This is a genomic window from Enterobacter ludwigii (assembly GCF_001750725.1).
Lineage (GTDB): Bacteria > Pseudomonadota > Gammaproteobacteria > Enterobacterales > Enterobacteriaceae > Enterobacter > Enterobacter ludwigii.
On sequence record NZ_CP017279.1, the window covers coordinates 4,800,257 to 4,815,850 of the forward strand.

15 protein-coding genes and 1 pseudogene are annotated in these 15,594 nt (G+C 48.3%); 4 read left to right on the forward strand and 12 right to left on the reverse strand.

Going from position 1 to position 15,594, the window contains the following annotated elements; genetic code table 11:
• Nucleotides 1-3: 3 nt before the first annotated feature.
• The 11 genes from BH714_RS22615 to BH714_RS22665 form a co-directional block, all read right to left on the reverse strand.
• Complete coding sequence (locus BH714_RS22615; protein WP_004114632.1) at nt 4-225, reverse strand: DUF987 domain-containing protein; 222 nt, start codon at nt 223-225, stop codon at nt 4-6.
• A 13-nt stretch (nt 226-238) separates the two neighbouring features.
• Nucleotides 239-721: a RadC family protein gene (radC, locus tag BH714_RS22620; protein ID WP_004114630.1), complete on the reverse strand. Its 483-nt coding sequence runs from the start codon at nt 719-721 to the stop codon at nt 239-241.
• The gene (locus BH714_RS22625; RefSeq protein WP_040018970.1) at nt 718-951 is read right to left on the reverse strand and encodes a hypothetical protein; all 234 of its coding nucleotides are present in this window, start codon (nt 949-951) and stop codon (nt 718-720) included. The genes radC and BH714_RS22625 overlap by 4 nt, the downstream gene beginning before the upstream one ends.
• 10 nt (nt 952-961) lie before the next feature.
• On the reverse strand, nt 962-1,441 hold the full coding sequence (locus tag BH714_RS22630; protein WP_040018971.1) for an antirestriction protein: 480 nt from the start codon (nt 1,439-1,441) through the stop codon (nt 962-964).
• A 79-nt stretch (nt 1,442-1,520) separates the two neighbouring features.
• A complete protein-coding gene (locus BH714_RS22635) occupies nt 1,521-2,342 on the reverse strand; it encodes a DUF932 domain-containing protein (protein ID WP_040018972.1) in 822 nt (273 codons plus the stop codon).
• Between the two features lie 110 nt (nt 2,343-2,452).
• Nucleotides 2,453-2,665 carry a hypothetical protein gene (locus BH714_RS22640; protein ID WP_040018973.1) on the reverse strand — a complete coding sequence of 71 codons (213 nt, stop codon included), beginning with the start codon at nt 2,663-2,665 and terminating at the stop codon, nt 2,453-2,455.
• 85 nt (nt 2,666-2,750) lie between these two features.
• Nucleotides 2,751-3,110 (reverse strand): hypothetical protein, encoded by a 360-nt coding sequence (locus BH714_RS22645; RefSeq protein WP_004114622.1) that lies wholly within the window; start codon nt 3,108-3,110, stop codon nt 2,751-2,753.
• 54 nt (nt 3,111-3,164) lie between these two features.
• The gene (locus BH714_RS22650) at nt 3,165-3,629 is read right to left on the reverse strand and encodes a hypothetical protein (RefSeq protein ID WP_004114621.1); all 465 of its coding nucleotides are present in this window, start codon (nt 3,627-3,629) and stop codon (nt 3,165-3,167) included.
• Between the two features lie 277 nt (nt 3,630-3,906).
• Entirely contained in the window at nt 3,907-5,025 is a 1,119-nt protein-coding gene (locus tag BH714_RS22655) for a hypothetical protein (RefSeq protein WP_228333643.1), read from the reverse strand.
• A gap of 404 nt (nt 5,026-5,429) precedes the next feature.
• The gene (locus BH714_RS22660) at nt 5,430-7,040 is read right to left on the reverse strand and encodes a YfjI family protein (protein ID WP_004114619.1); all 1,611 of its coding nucleotides are present in this window, start codon (nt 7,038-7,040) and stop codon (nt 5,430-5,432) included.
• Between the two features lie 227 nt (nt 7,041-7,267).
• Complete coding sequence (locus tag BH714_RS22665) at nt 7,268-7,477, reverse strand: helix-turn-helix transcriptional regulator (RefSeq protein ID WP_004114618.1); 210 nt, start codon at nt 7,475-7,477, stop codon at nt 7,268-7,270.
• A gap of 277 nt (nt 7,478-7,754) precedes the next feature.
• Between BH714_RS22665 and BH714_RS22670 the strand changes: the two genes are divergently transcribed.
• Nucleotides 7,755-8,516 carry a hypothetical protein gene (locus tag BH714_RS22670; RefSeq protein WP_004114617.1) on the forward strand — a complete coding sequence of 254 codons (762 nt, stop codon included), beginning with the start codon at nt 7,755-7,757 and terminating at the stop codon, nt 8,514-8,516.
• A gap of 303 nt (nt 8,517-8,819) precedes the next feature.
• On the opposite strand, the pseudogene BH714_RS24550 reads toward BH714_RS22670, so the two are convergent.
• Nucleotides 8,820-8,943: pseudogene (locus BH714_RS24550) on the reverse strand (transposase); the annotation flags it as partial.
• A gap of 498 nt (nt 8,944-9,441) precedes the next feature.
• On the opposite strand from BH714_RS24550, the gene BH714_RS22675 reads away from it, so the two are divergent.
• Genes BH714_RS22675 through BH714_RS22685 form a run of 3 tightly spaced genes read left to right on the forward strand, consistent with a single transcriptional unit; the run spans nt 9,442 to nt 15,266 of the window.
• Nucleotides 9,442-11,751 (forward strand): tellurite resistance TerB family protein, encoded by a 2,310-nt coding sequence (locus BH714_RS22675; protein ID WP_040019081.1) that lies wholly within the window; start codon nt 9,442-9,444, stop codon nt 11,749-11,751.
• 3 nt (nt 11,752-11,754) lie between these two features.
• Entirely contained in the window at nt 11,755-13,071 is a 1,317-nt protein-coding gene (locus tag BH714_RS22680) for an ATP-binding protein (RefSeq protein WP_040018974.1), read from the forward strand.
• On the forward strand, nt 13,068-15,266 hold the full coding sequence (locus tag BH714_RS22685) for a DEAD/DEAH box helicase (protein WP_040018975.1): 2,199 nt from the start codon (nt 13,068-13,070) through the stop codon (nt 15,264-15,266). Before BH714_RS22680 ends, BH714_RS22685 begins: the two co-directional genes overlap by 4 nt.
• Nucleotides 15,267-15,594: the final 328 nt, after the last annotated feature.

Below are 15,594 nucleotides of genomic sequence, written 5' to 3' on the forward strand. Positions count from 1 at the left end.
GAGTCAGTTCAGGGTAACGCTGCGCAGGATCACATACGGACCGTTGCGGTCCTGTCGGCGTTCAGCAAACACGGCCAGCACACCGCGGATATCCTGCACTTCCCTGCCGTGGTAATGGCAGATACTGCCGGACCACTTATATTTCCCGGTACAGAAGCGAAACAGCCGGGATTCAGAATGCTGGCGGTATATCGCCATTGCCTGACGTTTGCTGATGATTTTCATCGTTACTCTCTCCCTAAAGCCAGCCACGCTCAGCAAACGAGACAATATCCATGCCTCCCACGACCAGGTGGTCCAGCAGGCAGATATCCACGAGTTTAAGTGCCTGTTTCAGATGGTCAGTGATAAGTCGGTCAGCATGGCCGGGTTCCGCATAACCTGACGGATGATTGTGTGAAAGCACAATGGCAGCCGCGTTGTATTTCAGTGCTGCCTTTATCACTTCACGGGGATGTACCTGTGTATGGTTGATGGTGCCGGTGAAGAGCGTTTCATGAGCAATAAGACGATGCTGGTTATCGAGGAAGATCACCATGAATACTTCGCGCTCCAGCGTGGCGAGCTGCAGACGAAGCCAGTCGCGGACCGCCTGGCTGGAGGTAAATGCAACGCCGGGCTCGCGTAACTGGCGTTCCAGCAGGGTCAGTGCACGTCTGATAGTGCGCTGTGTAGTGGGAGATATTTCCCCGCTGCCGGGAGGACAAGTGGTGATATTCATTTGCTTTTCCTGTCTGTTGACGTGTCGGGAGGGGATGTGTTGTACAGTTTCACGGCAACGACGAACCCGTCGTGCAGGGACTCAAACCATGACCAGATATGGAAGAGAGGGGTACCCGTCGGGAAATGCAGGAAGGGCTCGTCGGTCACAACGTCACCGTCCTCATCCCTGACCGTTGTTTTCCCCTGCGCATCCCACAGGGCATTCAGGTGAGACAGTTCATACGGCATGGCGGGACGCTCAGTCGATAATGCGCATGATGGCGCTGCATTCTGCGTGGTTCAGCGCATAGTCACGCAGACGCCAGTAATGTTCCGTCATGGCGTCGCATTCCGTGCGGCAAGCGTGATGACTGTAAGCGACAAGACAGACTGCAATCCCGGCGGCTTCGGCGCTCATGTCTGCGGCGTTGCCATTCATGGTGTTGAACAGCGACCAGAAGGCATCGTTGTCCGTTTCCGGAACCATGAAGGCCCCGCCGTTGCTGAGAGAATAAAAACTCCAGATACCGCCGCTGTAGTCAGCGCAGAACCGGTCCATCCACGCAAAGACCTGCGGTTCAAGGGTTATCCACTGCGGGATGTTACCAAAGTGCTGCGGCCAGAATTCTACACGCTGTTCGTCCGGTACGGGCGTGGCTGTCAGAGTAGGTGCAGAACCGTTATCGCCAGCCTGCAGAGGTCGCTGATGGTTGTCGTTAATATTAATAATGTCGGTCATGTTAATTTTTCCTTATGCATGGAGATGTCGAATGGAGGTCTCGGGCCGGGGATTGATTTCAGTGGCGGGGCGCGGGTGATTACCGGCCCAACAAATCCAGCATGTTCTCCGCCATCACCCAGAGCGCACGGTTTAACTTAACGTCGCCATCAATGCCGTTTACTGTGCGGGTGTGGGTACGTTTCCCCTTCGCGGTACGGCCACTTAGCCCGCCTTTCAGCAAGTTTTCCTGAATGCGCTGGTAAGTGGTCCACAGGTCATCGCTCTCGTCCTGCCAGCGGCGGGGGGCAAGAATTTGCGATTCAGTCACTGGCTGGTACTCCTCCCCAAAACGATATGTGAGCGCCGCTTTAGCCAGTACATGTTGTGCGGGTGACGGGAGTTGCACGGACTGCATGGCGTCACGTTTCTCTTCCACCCGCTCAAAGACGCTGAGAACCTCATAGGCCCCCTCAATCACCTTCCCGACAACATCCCCCCTGTGTGGCACACGAATCTCGCCAAACGACTGCCCGCAGACGAGTGAATTGGTGCAGACACTTCGGAATATCCCCGGCAGCAACTGAAAACTCGATGCGCCATCGTGAGAATTCAGAATGATGATTTCCGGCACCTGCTGGCCGTTTATCTGACCGGCACGACGCAGGCGCAGCATATGCTTTGTATGTTCCCGTCGGCTCTGGTCGCGCACTCGTGACTGACAGGCAAAGAATGGCTGGAACCCTTCGCGTTTAAGGTTCTCCAGCAGGGTGATTGTGGGTATATAGGTGTACTTTTCGCTTCTGGAGTCGTGCTTGTCTTCCCCGAAGACGCTGGGGACATGCTGCATCAGTTCTTCGCGGGTTAATGGACGGTCACGGCGAACCTGGTTCACCCGACCAAAACGGCTGGCTAATCGCATGCTTGATTCCTCATCTGATTACTCTGATGGCATAAAAGCAAAAGCCCCTGCTCCGTGAGGAGGCTGGGGCTGGATGTGTTGTTCTCAATGAACGGATAGGTCGGGCGGGACTACAGCGTATCCAGAATCTTCAATATCTGCGCCATCAGGGCGGTGATAAGTGCAGTGACCAGCAACGTGACCGCTTCCCGGGCTGTATCAATGCTGCTGTCATCGTAGCCTGCCTGACGAAAGCGGATTTCAATATACTGCCGGGCATGATGTCCGCCGCACCAGGTCAGCGCCTGGCTCAGGGCGGTCACCAGTATTTTCAGAAAAGTCATAGGATTTACTCTGGACTGCGCAGCGGCAGCCCGTTGGTCATGTGGCATTTTTTAGGTTGGGAAACGTTAATCAGGGGCGGGGGACTCAGTGGTAAGTGTAACGCCATCCCCCCTTATCAGTAGTGACGACGACTTCTGAAGCCACGCAGTTATTATAAAAACTCACGCTGACGGACTGCCCGTAACGCAGGGTGGCAGGCAAAATAGTTTCTTTATTGCTGGAGTACAGATATTTCTGGTTGGCAATGCGACAGTTTCCCCGGTTCACGTCAATATTTTCGACTTTCACGGTGTTATCCAGTGCAGTGACCACGACAGTGACGTAGCGTGTTCCGGCAGGGTGAATCTGATTACTGGTCTCCACTTTGATGGATGGCGTTGGCTCTGCCAGCGCCAGGGCTGACAGTGCAAACAGTGCGGGCACCAGCATGTGTTTAAATTTCATAAACTGTTCCTTTTAAAAATAACGTAATCAACAGGTATTAAATTCAGATGCAGGCTAGAGTGCGTCTTTACCCACGCAGCCGTGAGTCCCGAATACCGGCAATACCTTTGCTGCCCCAGCCAGCGTGAATGTGGCATCCTTAACACCGTCTCCGGTTACTGAGACCTGTTTGCCATTACGTAGCTGAGCCCAGGCCAGCGCAAGGTTATTACCGCCCACTCGACTGCCAGATTCGCTGATGTCGATGGGGGCTCCACCGTCGATACTGACCTGAAGGCTTTTATCTTCATCCATACTGACCTGATGCCCGCTGGCGTCAGTGAATATGACCGTGGCCGGTTGCGAGCCGTAATCCTCACAGGTCAGAGACAGTTGCGATTGACTTTCCCCATTGATAACAAACTCTGATACTCCCTGGCCCCAGCCCCGGGTCCAGGTGGTTTGATTACCGAAGGCCATTGCCACTGCCGGTACCAGCGCACAGGTCAGTAGTAAAGGGTGAATCATTTTTCTGTTCATTTTTGTGCACCTCTGGTTTTCGTAAAACGCTACCCGGAAAGGGTATCTGCATGTTTTTTAGTAGAATACAGACAGTCATAAGCATCCCGTTGGGATTTTATAGCTGCAAAAAAGAAGGGGATAACGATGAAATTCGATCGAACCGATCGACAAAATTGATCGTGGTTCAGTAAATATATTTACCGTAAACCTCGCCCGAGTTTATCGATGGTCCGGTTTCACTTCGGAAGGGTGATATATATCTGAGATTTTATTGAACACAGGCTGAGGAAATGCATCACTGAGGCGGTATGGCGCAGACACCGTCCTCTGTGACAGGAGGAACACTAAAAAAGCGGTTATAGAAGAGATTACAGGCTCTGTGGTCGCTGGTGTCAATGTGAAAATATTTTGCCATGTACTGGCTGAGTATATGCTGAAATTCGTCGTAGATTTGTTGAGACCCCCGCTTGTGCTTCACCCTGATTTCATCGACTAAACGATAACATTGCTCCAGCAGGTGGTCGGCGTCGCCGTTCAGCAACGCATGAAACGCGGCAACGGCAAATAATTCATTCGCAGGCCCGGCATTAAGCCAGACGCTGACTTCGGTACAAACCAGCGTTTCCCATAGTGACATCAAATTCAGGCGTAAGGCTTCCTCTTTTAACAGACGGGTTAGTGGAGGGAATGCGTAAATATCAGTGTCAAATAGCCTGCGTGACAGACTTAAATCAGCAAAGGCAAGATGCTTAACTCCGTACAATGCTTCCTGTACAGCATCTGAACCGTATTTATCCGTTAACGCTTTCAGTAAGGTCGATTTAACCGGTTGAGGTGTTTCCATTGCTTTTATGCCACTCAGCACTCCTGACTGACAGCAGGGGATAAAATCCTTCATCATCCGGTTTATAGCAGCAGGTGCGATGATAATGTTTCTGGCGATATTTGCACCGCCCTTAGAGTTAGGGTAAATGTGGCATAGCTCAAGATCCAGCCAGGGGATTAACCGTTTTGTCGTATCAGCAACTCTTTGCCCGTTCAGCATATTATATGTTTTTTGGTGGACAGCTTTGCGCTGATATAACCGAATGAGGTCTGCAATATCCGTCGGACCGGTGATACTCCCCAGTCCAAGGGAATTATTTTTTAGCATAGCTTCCACATTGAGCCAGTAAGAGTGCTTAACCAGTCTTATAATAGCATCGTCATCGATTAACCTCCGGGCTTTATCCCGATGTTCCTTACAACAATAAAAATGATTGCGGGTTTCAGATATACTGATACCACAGGCGGGATACTGGCATATTAATGCTGCTCTTTCCGTTCGTCTGGCTGCATTTAACTGTCTGCCCTGATAATGTACCGGGCATAGCCGTAATATCCGTTCGGCGGGTGAATGGCCGATCTGTGCCATGCAGTTATTTCTTTTACATACGGCCATAATTAAACTCTTATTTAATGTGATAATGTCTTTGCTTTTGTTGTTAATAACAATGATGCTATTTTTATATGTCATTAAATATATTTATTAATCAACACTAATTAAATGTTAATGTATTTGTCTCAAATGAGTAAGAAATACACTAGCAAAACACATTGTGTTAAATTACATGTTTTGATGGCTGTTAATGGTTCATATCCACAGAGCTTTCCACCAGTCGTCATTATCTGTTTTTTAGCACTGTATTCTGAGAAAACCCCGCGCGGATTGCGACCAGTCGCGACTGGCGCGGGGTTTTTGCCTCTGTGGCTGTTTTTCGAAGACATTTAACCGGTTTACGCTCTGGCCATTCGGGTCTCTGTAGTGAGGTGTCCCGATTAATATTCCAGCCTGTTAAAGTCAAAGTATTCAAAACCATACCTGCCAGTGACATTCTCTGGCGATGCAATAATCGGATTATGTCCGTTCTCCAGGAATGCCGGTGGAATACACCATGAGTGGCGACATTCCAGGGAGGGCATGGCAATATACACCGCAGAATGACGGCCGGGACGAATAAAACAAATCAGACCCAGTGCGATTAACTGCTCAAGAACAGATTGTGATTTACTGGCGTCACGCAGCCGGTTCGGGCCGTTCCGGTTTACCTCATTTTTCCTGAGTGGATATCCCTCATTATCGAGAAATTTCTCCTTAAGCCACCTGAACATCTCGTAAACGTCCTCCATAAATGCATTCCGTTCAGAAGAAGGGAAAAACAGCCTTTCCGCTTCTTCAAGATGCCATTCCACAATTTTGAAGGCGGCCTGGATGACCCCCCGCGAAATACATAAACTCTCAGGTGAATACATATATGTCAGAATGGCCGCAACCCTGAGGGCATTCGCCCCCGCTTTGGCTGCAATTTCACTGATATGCTCCATCTGCTGTCCGGGGGCTGTTTTACGGCTGAGCTCTGACTGTTTATCTGCCCAGTAAGTGGTCGCATCATCAGATAATCTGAGCGTTTGTTTCTGCTTATCGTGACTATAAAAACGCGCCTTTTGCTTATCAAGTAACTGGTTAATTTTACTGTGGAACACATTTAATGCTTCATCAGAATGAGCGTGGTCCGTATTTGTGCGGCGACGTCCCAGCGTGCTGATGGTATTGATATAAAGAAACCGCGACAGAAAACCACTTCCCTTGCTGAGTTCACCGTGGTTACGGCGGTAATTTTCAAAGACCGGGGGCTGAACCATTAATGCCAGGGTCAGGCAGGCGTTGATATCGTACTCCTCACCGCCCGGGCGGTGGTATTCATAGGTCTCCCCGTCCCAGGCTTTATTCAGTAAACCGAGGTTGTTTTTCAGATACCCTTTAAAAAAGGTAATTGCCTCATCTGAGAGCACCCCGGCTTCAGAATACCGGCTCAAACCTTCCAGGAGCGCCTTTGCGGTGGTGTCGTCATAAAGCATCGCCAGGCGGGTCGGAGGCTGCTGCCGCGTTTCTGCATGTTCATCTAACAGCCGTTCTTCCTCCGTCCCCTCAGAACCGCTTTTGATGGCAGTGTACAGATTACTGGTCAATGCTTTCTGGTGTATTTTCCAGATATTGTCAGCACGCAGGTGTGCCTTCATCAGACCGTCGTGCTGCTGCTTCATTTGCTCAGCGAACCGGTAAAAAGGCTTCATCACTTTTTTGCTGATACTGGTCTTACCTTCACCGGAGACCGCCAACGTCAGTAAATACAGTGCACAGTGCATCGGATCCGATGAGTGTGGTGGTACCACCTCAATATGAGCCTGACAGGCGAGGGAAGAGGCTGCCAGTACGGCCCCCGCTATCAGTTCCGCCGGGATACCCGTCTCGTTATAAAGAGCATCAATGACATCCCGCATCACCGGCGGGAACGCGCAGACAGGGTAACCCTCCGGGGTTCTGTTTTGTACGGGAATATAAGGCTCCGGCATTTTCGTAATGACAGTGTGTGGCAGTATATTCTGCATGTAATATTCTCCTTGGTTACTGTTTTCAGTAACGGGTTAGTTGTGAATATAATAAAATAGCCAAGCGTCAAAATTTATTTAAAGTAATAATCTTACCCAATAAATAATCGCATTCAGTTTTCTTGCAACTGGCAAAAATATGTCACAGCGAGCACATATTTAAATCAGAGATGTTGTTATATAACCTGCGTATCCTTCTTTAATTTTTACCAATACTATCTCATCGCTTATGATGCCTGCTGGCGTTCCAGCAGCCATGCATCCAGCTCTGACTCAAGCCAGCCGACGGACTGCATACCCAGCCTGCGCTGTTTCGGAAAGGTCGGGTCGTGGCGCGGCGACTTCGGGTTGATCCAGTCATAGATGGTTGAGCGGGCGATGCCCGTTTTGTTAACAACGGCGCGTATGCGCAGTATCCTGATACCTTGTACAGACATATCTGTTAATTCCCCCTGTTCTTTCGATATGGACGCAATTGTATGGTGCCGGAACAGGTAATGGCACCCGCCTGGTGGCTGTAGCAAAAAAGGCATTTTATAACAATGAGATAGGAGGTTTTTTTTAGGTTTTTTTCCGTTTTTTGTTGGTGACAGAATATTTTTTTTCGAGAATGGTGCCGGAAGCGTCTGGCTAAGGGCAAGAATGAGTCGTTCCAGGTGTCAGGCAAGGATATTTACTGGAGTATAGAAATTGTCATTCGAAAAGAGGGACTTCATGGCTGATTTAGACAGGGATTTTACCCCTGATGAGTTACTCATCGTATTTCGTAAAAAGAGGAAAGCGTTACGTTTTCATCTCGGGGTCAGACAGAAACATATCGCCAGGCAATGGCTGAATAAAGATACTGAAATTGTTATCGTGCTACAAACAGGGAGACAAACGAAGGATGAAGATTTAGCGCGGCGACTTGCTGATGAGCACGGAGAGAAAAAATGGCGGCGTTATCTGAAAATTTTCAGTCTTTCAGAATGGATGATAAAGGGGATCAGGAACGATATGTCTGAGGCTGAACAATACTGGGAGCAGGGAACATCGGCTCTCGAATCTGATCCAGATCATGCGGTGCAATTAATGCTGAAGGCTATCGCGTTGTTGGATCGCGGTCTGAAACGCAGTGAATCCGCAGCAGGTAAAAGAATCAAGGAACGGCATAAACTCAATTCTGCTTATGGCGGAAAGGTCAAAGCGACACGTTTTGATGGCGTTAAAGACGAAGTGATAAAACACCTGGAAGCGCAACCTGAGGGCTGGGAAACTAAAACCGATGCCATCAATGCAATTATTAAAGCGTTAAGGCCCTATATTGAGGAGCATGGATGGCCTTCCGCACAGGATAAAAACGACTCACGGGACGCGGCAATGGTGGAGGCAAGCCAGAGCAAGTTGTTGGCTGAATGGTCAGTCAAAGACAAAAGAGTGAAGGCGGCGTTCGCGAAGGCAGTACAAAAACGTATCGGGGTATCGCAAAATCGATAGTCCGGTACCTTGAGAGTGCGTACGTGATTCAATGTGACTGCCTTTTCTCAGATGTGGCTGTGCAGAAGAGCATAGAGCTGATAAAAAGACGATACGAGCTCCCCTGAACATCATCGTCTTTTTAGCGATACTGACAGGGTTGATAGCGATACAACTTTTTAATGAGTAATCTGTCGGGAGTACCTTGCACTTTTTAATGGTATGCCGGATCACACTGTCCAATCTGGCAATGGTATTCGTCGTGTAAAACAGCCTCTGCCGCTGGTAGCCCAGGTCATGGGTTAATGCTTTGTAGTCCTTCTAAGATACGAGCCGCAGGCTATTACGCACCATGTGAATGATACAGAACTTATCCGCTCTCCGGATAAACTGCATTAATGGCGTCAGAGATGCTCTTCAGCTCATCAACGTAGGTGATGAGTATATCTTAACTTCGGCACAACTCAGCTCATAGCTTAATTAGTTGATAAAAATCAGCGTGGGGCCCCTCGCTATATCTGCTCATAGATCAGGTTTGACCTGACGCAGCTATTACACAAAACTAAACCAGCTACTCTTAAAATCCGAGAATGTACAGTCTCTAACGGCTTTCCAATAGTTACCGAAATTCTCAACGACTAGGTAAATGTCATCATACAGCGGTCAGTTCTGCATCCGCAGTATATTTGCTCGTATGTTAACCTAGCATTAGTACAACATCATTCTTAGGCGAATGGCCCAGCAGGCTTTTTACTCCTTAAAAATTCACTTCTGGTTAAGTAAATTATTCAATGATTTTTGTTATTTAAATCAATTGGTTAATTTTAATTGCGATTTGCTTTTAACCCTAGCGATTTAGACGTATTATTTTAAGATTAATCCACTTGCCATGCATTCCCTACCACATTTCAAATGTGAATGGAGAATGATTTTAAGGTTATATATCATGGAGTTATTGAAGTTTTTGGCGGCAATTTTTGTCATTTACTTGTTGTTTTTTAGAAAGAAAAAACGTAAATCTCCAAAGTCTTATGCTTCAAGCCCTGTGAAAGCACCACCAAAAGAATGGCTCGCTGACATCAAGAAAAAAGAGGCGGTTGTGCGAAACGATGATAGTGATGACGATAACCTTGCAACTTTTACATTGAGCGGTGGCCGAGGTGTTGAACTTCGGGTGACAACCAATCATTACCGGAACACCTCAAAGTCGGCAGGTGCACTAGCTCGATGGGTACTTCCGGGTGAGATGATAACTGTAGCTGGTGTAGCAATTAGCGGTGGCCACATTTACGTGGGGCAACGTATGAAGCCCTCCGGTCAGGAATCAGGCGGCTATTATGACGATGGAAATGAGGCATCATTAATTGATGACACATGTAAGATAAAACCTACTTCTTATCTTTACGAGGACAGTTCATTAGGATACTGGCCCAGTTTTTCCTCTCTTTCCCCAGAAGCACGCGGTGCGTATGTCAGTTGGCTCGCCAGCGATAGGTCTGATCCATCGTGTCCTATCGGCTATGTTTTTATCTACCTCTACGGCCTGGAAAGAAAAGCGCTCATAGATTCCACTGACCCAAAATTCCCTGATGCTGAGTTCCGTAATCTGTTCAAAGAAGTCGCTCGGTTAAGATCCGTATTCATTGAGAACCGCTCATTCCGTGGATATTCGGCCCAGTTACTCGAAGCCATGTCTATTCTGCGCCCGAACATGGGCTTAGCCACTGAGCTCGATAGCAATTCAGGTTTCAGCAACAGCATGCAATTTAAGCTGGCTCTGGCAAAAACTGTACATGAAGGAGTTCCTGTATCAGCTGAACTGGCGTTGAACTGGGTAATAAACCACACCGAGTATTCGCTGCGTACCCCGGCTCGCCGCTGTGCTAAAGAGTTTGCTGCGCTTTTCAAACGGCGTTACACCCTCAAATATGGTGAAGGGATGGTCGTTAAGGCGAATAAAACGCGCCTAAGGTTAGATTACACACCAGCAAGTCCTAGTTTGCGAGGTGTTCGACTCCCTGTTCCCGACCTGCCTGATCCAAGTGCGTTGAAGAGCCCTGTCCAGAAAATTATGGCTCTTGCCGACATATGTACGGATGAACTTGATGCTTATAGTCGCTACCTTGGTAGGAAAGGTACGTCAGTCAATGATACGGCTGCAATTATGTTGCTCCCTTCAGAGATCGTTAATGAAAGCGCAGAAAAAATATTAAGCTCATTCAAACGCTGGGCTGATGAGGCGATCCTCGTCAAGGAGGGGTTAGTCTCAGTTGCTGACTTTTGGGCACATATGAATGCCAGTTGCCCCAATAAGATCAATAAAAAAGAGGCCGATTTGATGCAGGCCTTTGCTCTGAAGATGGGTTACGGTCTGGCACCTGACCCGTATTATCACCATGTGAAGGCGGATGTTGATGGGACACTTGTTCTATTCCCTGCCGCCGAAGGTGGACGCTTCTCACCTTCTCCTGAATTTATCTCAGCTGTAATGACGCTTAGATTAGGGGCGATGGTCGCCTTGATTGACGATTCTCTTGATCAAGCTGAACAGAAAGTGCTTGAGAATGCCATCAACAACAATCCTGGCTTCACCGATGATGAAAAACGCTCTCTACATGCGTATTTAACGTGGCAACTTCATACCCCAGCCAATATGACAGGAATGAAAAGCAGGATTGAGTTGATGGGGGCCGCGGAAAAAGCTGCTGTGGGTAAGGTTATCGTTAGTGTTGCCTGTTCGGATGGGACGATAGCGCCTGCCGAAATCAAACAGCTTGAGAAGATTTATTCAAGTTTGGGGCTGGATCCCTCATCTGTCTCGAGCAATATCCATCAGCATTCCGCAACTGAACATGATCTCGTCTCGTATGTACCAACTGATCAGACAGCAGCAGGGTTCACACTGGATGCTAATGTACTTGCCCGCCACGAATCTGCCACGGATGATGTTCGTAAATTGCTGAACACAATTTTCACCGAAGAAGAACCGGAAGAGCCAGAAAGCGCTCCAGCCTCATCAACGGAGGCGGGGGGGCTTGACTCCGCACATAGCCAGCTTTATCGCAGTTTGCTGGAGAAAGAACAGTGGTCCCGAAAAGAGGCGACAGAATTGTGCGGAAATTTGAATTTGATGCTCGGCGGTGCGCTTGAGGTGATCAATGACTGGTCCTATGCGGTGGTTGATGCTCCGGTGCTGGACGATGCCGATGATGATATCTGGGTTGACCTGGAAATTGCCAAAGAATTAGAGGGATAGTGAATGTCTGTAACACGTATAAGAGTGAAAGAACGTGACGCTATTATTCAGTCACTTAAGTCAGGCGTAACGCCAAGGATAGGCATTCAGCATATCCAGGTTGGCCGCGTGAATGAAATCACTGCTCTCCACCAGGATATTGAGAGGATTGCTGACGGTGGTGCAAGCTTCAGACTTATCATCGGTGAATATGGTTCTGGTAAAACGTTCTTTCTGAGTGTTGTGCGCTCTATTGCGCTAGAGAAGAAGCTGGTGTCAGTCAGTGCAGACCTTTCTCCTGACAGACGCATTCACTCATCGGGAGGTCAGGCTCGTAATCTCTACTCAGAGCTTATGAAAAACATGTCCACCAGAAACAAGCCGGATGGTAATGCGTTACTTAGCGTTGTTGAAAGATTCGTTACGGAGGCAAGGAAGGAAGCTGACAAGGACGGCTCCGAGGTTTCATCAGTTATTCATAAACGCTTGGCAGCACTATCAGATATGGTCGGCGGATATGACTTTGCTAAGGTCATTGATTCATTCTGGCGCGGGCATGAGCAGGATAACGAAACACTAAAATCCAATGCTATTCGCTGGTTGCGGGGAGAGTACACCACTAAAACTGATGCCCGTAACGATCTCGACGTTCGGACTATTATCTCAGACGCTTCATTCTATGACTCTTTGAAACTGATGAGCCTTTTTGTCCGCCAGGCAGGCTATGCCGGTCTTTTGGTCAGCCTCGACGAAATGGTGAACCTCTTTAAACTGAATAATACGCAAGCAAGAACAGCGAACTACGAACAGATTTTGCGGATCCTGAATGACTGCCTGCAAGGTTCAGCCGAGAATATTGGTTTTATCCTCGGGGGGACGCCAGAGCTCCTTTTCGATCCACGCAAAGGTCTTTACAGCTATGAGGCGCTCCAATCACGTCTGGCGGAAAATCGGTTCGCGCAAAAAGCAGGAGTGATTGACTACTCGTCTCCCACTTTGCATCTTGCCAGCCTCACCCCTGAGGAACTGTATATTTTACTGAGAAATCTTCGTCATGTTTATGCAGGCGGAGATCCAGAGAATTATCTGGTTCCAGATGAGGCACTGACTGGATTTCTGCATCACTGTAGTAAAACCATTGGAGACGCTTACTTCCGTACCCCCCGTAATACCATAAAAGGTTTCCTGGACATGCTGGCCGTGCTGGATCAAAACAGAACGATGAACTGGCAAACATTAATCGAGGGTGTGGCGATTGAAGAGGACAGGCCCAGCGAAATGGATGACGCCATTATAGAGGAAAGCGATGACGATGACGGACTGGCGAACTTCAAATTATGAGCAGTGCCTATGATAGTCTCGATCCCCGCGTCCGTAAGTGGATTTACAAGCAGGGGTGGTCAACATTAAGGCCCTTGCAGGAGAGTTCTATCCCGGCAATTTTAGCCCGTGATCGAGACGTGCTAATCAGTGCAGGCACAGCAGCGGGTAAAACAGAGGCTTTTTTTCTTCCTGCCTGTTCGGCAGTTGCAGATCTCACTAATGGATTTAGCATCGTCTATATCAGCCCGTTGAAGGCATTGATTAACGATCAGTACCGTCGTCTTGAGAGCCTTGGAGATGCATTGGAAATGCCAGTGACTCCCTGGCACGGGGATGTACCACAAAGCATAAAGAAGAAGGCTCGGACTAACCCTGTGGGCATTTTACTGATTACACCTGAGTCACTTGAGTCTTTGCTCATAAATTCAATGGGCTGGCTCAAACAGGCGTTTTCTTCAATCGCATACATCGTTATTGATGAGTTTCATGCTTTTATTGGCTCAGAGCGTGGTGTACAGCTGCTTTCTCTGCTCAATAGAATTGACCATGTGCTAGGTCGCCAGGTAAATCCAATTCCCCGCGTTGCATTGAGTGCCACGCTGGGGGAACTGGAGAAAGTGCCCGAAATGTTGCGCCCGGACAAACGACTCCCCTGCGTAACTGTTACAGATAGTAATAGCACGGCCACTCTTCAGGTACAGGTCAAAGGATACCTGGAGCGAGTGATCCAAAATGAGGAAGAACTTCAGAGTTCTGCTGAACATGACGTTTGCGCTGACATTTTTAGACTTTGCCGTGGCGATTCTCATTTGGTCTTTGCAAACAGCCGAAAGCGCACTGAAAGCATTGCGGCAACGCTGAGCGACATGTGTGAGGAACATATTGTTCCCAATGAATTCTTTCCCCACCATGGTTCCCTTGCCAAGGAATTGCGGGAAGCGCTTGAAACTCGTCTTCAGAAAGGAAATTTGCCCACAACAGCTGTTTGTACAATGACGCTTGAGTTGGGAATTGATATCGGTAAGGTTAAGTCGGTTATCCAAGTTACGCCTCCGCATACTGTTTCCAGTCTGCGTCAGCGTATGGGACGTTCTGGGCGACGCGACTCCCCATCAGTTCTAAGAATGCTAATTACAGAAAATGAGCTCACTGTGACTAGCAGTATCGTTGACCACCTACGGCTGCATTTGGTCCAGTCGATGGCAATGATCAGATTGATGATCTCTAAACAATGGTTTGAGCCTGCCGATTCCCAGCAGATGCATTACTCCACGCTGCTACACCAGATTCTTGCAATTACCGCGCAATGGGGCGGAGTTCGTGCCGATCAACTCTGGTCACAGCTATGTCAAACAGGCCCGTTCCGTAATGTGGATATAGGCGATTTCAAAAGCCTGCTTAAACATATGGGGGCATGTGGCCTGCTCACTCAACTCGCTAGTGGAGAAATGGTTGTTGGGGCAGAGGGGGAGAAACTGACTAACCATTACACGTTTTATGCCGTGTTCAACACACCAGAAGAGTTCCGCATTGTCACCGGAAACAGAACCCTTGGAACAGTGCCTGTGGACTCCCCACTGCTACCAGATCAACACATCATCTTCGGTGGGCGGCGCTGGAGAGTGACAGAGATCGAGACAGAGAAAAAAGTTATCTATGTAGAGGCGACCAAAGGCGGTCAGCCACCACAATTTAGTGGGGGGGGAATGTCTGTTCATGATGCCGTTCGTCAGGAAATGCTCGCTATCTATAGGGAAGGTGATTACCGCATAGCAATAGGTAGCAAGAGAGTAGATTATGCCGATTCTGCCGCCAGAAGCCTATTTGCGGAAGGCAGTCGTAACTTCCAGAGTTATAACCTGCAAAATGAGTATTTTCTTACGAGCGGCCAATACTGTTACATCCTCCCATGGATGGGAGATAAGGTTGTCAATACGATTACAGCCTTGCTCATACGTTGTGGCTTTAAAGCTAATTCATTGGCTGGAGTTATAGAAATTGACGGCTCAAGTATCACTTCTGTTCAACAGGCCCTTAAAGGCCTGCTGCTGTCAGGCTTGCCCTCAGCGTTTGATCTTGCTGTAAATGTTCCAGAAAAGTACTTAGATAAATATGATGAATATTTACCAGAGTTTCTGCTTGCGAAAGGATTTGGGGAAAAAGCGTATGACATTGAAGGCGCGTGTACCTGGCTGAAAGAACATCTTCAGTAAACTGGTTACATAAAAAGGGGGGAGATGTTCCCCTTAAGCATGAGGCCGATTGAGGATATCAATTTTTGCTCTTGGCTCGGATCTGCCAGAAATCGAGGTCATAAGGTCTGCTTTGAGCGATGAGCGGACATCGTCCAGTTTAAACAGATGCCCGCAATACATACAGCAAGCTTGCCAGAGGTAACTCTGCTCTCCTACAAATAAAGTGTCCGCTTTGAGTAGGCAATCTGAGGGAGCGCTAATATGAAAGTAAGCGTACAGCGTGAACCGTCTGGTCATAATCTGAAGCATCCGACAAAGTGGTGTCCACCAAATAAGTAGTGGGAAC

What these genes read in the sequence shown, in the direction of transcription:
- BH714_RS22640 (WP_040018973.1), bottom strand. Translation starts at nt 2,665, where the DNA reads ATGACTTTTCTGAAAATACTGGTGACCGCCCTGAGCCAGGCGCTGACC.
- BH714_RS22680 (WP_040018974.1), top strand. Translation starts at nt 11,755, where the DNA reads ATGTCTGTAACACGTATAAGAGTGAAAGAACGTGACGCTATTATTCAG.
- BH714_RS22645 (WP_004114622.1), bottom strand. Translation starts at nt 3,110, where the DNA reads ATGAAATTTAAACACATGCTGGTGCCCGCACTGTTTGCACTGTCAGCC.
- BH714_RS22660 (WP_004114619.1), bottom strand. Translation starts at nt 7,040, where the DNA reads ATGCAGAATATACTGCCACACACTGTCATTACGAAAATGCCGGAGCCT.
- BH714_RS22685 (WP_040018975.1), top strand. Translation starts at nt 13,068, where the DNA reads ATGAGCAGTGCCTATGATAGTCTCGATCCCCGCGTCCGTAAGTGGATT.
- BH714_RS22655 (WP_228333643.1), bottom strand. Translation starts at nt 5,025, where the DNA reads ATGGCACAGATCGGCCATTCACCCGCCGAACGGATATTACGGCTATGC.
- BH714_RS22630 (WP_040018971.1), bottom strand. Translation starts at nt 1,441, where the DNA reads ATGACCGACATTATTAATATTAACGACAACCATCAGCGACCTCTGCAG.
- BH714_RS22625 (WP_040018970.1), bottom strand. Translation starts at nt 951, where the DNA reads ATGCCGTATGAACTGTCTCACCTGAATGCCCTGTGGGATGCGCAGGGG.
- BH714_RS22675 (WP_040019081.1), top strand. Translation starts at nt 9,442, where the DNA reads ATGGAGTTATTGAAGTTTTTGGCGGCAATTTTTGTCATTTACTTGTTG.
- BH714_RS22670 (WP_004114617.1), top strand. Translation starts at nt 7,755, where the DNA reads ATGGCTGATTTAGACAGGGATTTTACCCCTGATGAGTTACTCATCGTA.
- BH714_RS22615 (WP_004114632.1), bottom strand. Translation starts at nt 225, where the DNA reads ATGAAAATCATCAGCAAACGTCAGGCAATGGCGATATACCGCCAGCAT.
- BH714_RS22665 (WP_004114618.1), bottom strand. Translation starts at nt 7,477, where the DNA reads ATGTCTGTACAAGGTATCAGGATACTGCGCATACGCGCCGTTGTTAAC.
- BH714_RS22650 (WP_004114621.1), bottom strand. Translation starts at nt 3,629, where the DNA reads ATGAACAGAAAAATGATTCACCCTTTACTACTGACCTGTGCGCTGGTA.
- BH714_RS22635 (WP_040018972.1), bottom strand. Translation starts at nt 2,342, where the DNA reads ATGCGATTAGCCAGCCGTTTTGGTCGGGTGAACCAGGTTCGCCGTGAC.
- radC (WP_004114630.1), bottom strand. Translation starts at nt 721, where the DNA reads ATGAATATCACCACTTGTCCTCCCGGCAGCGGGGAAATATCTCCCACT.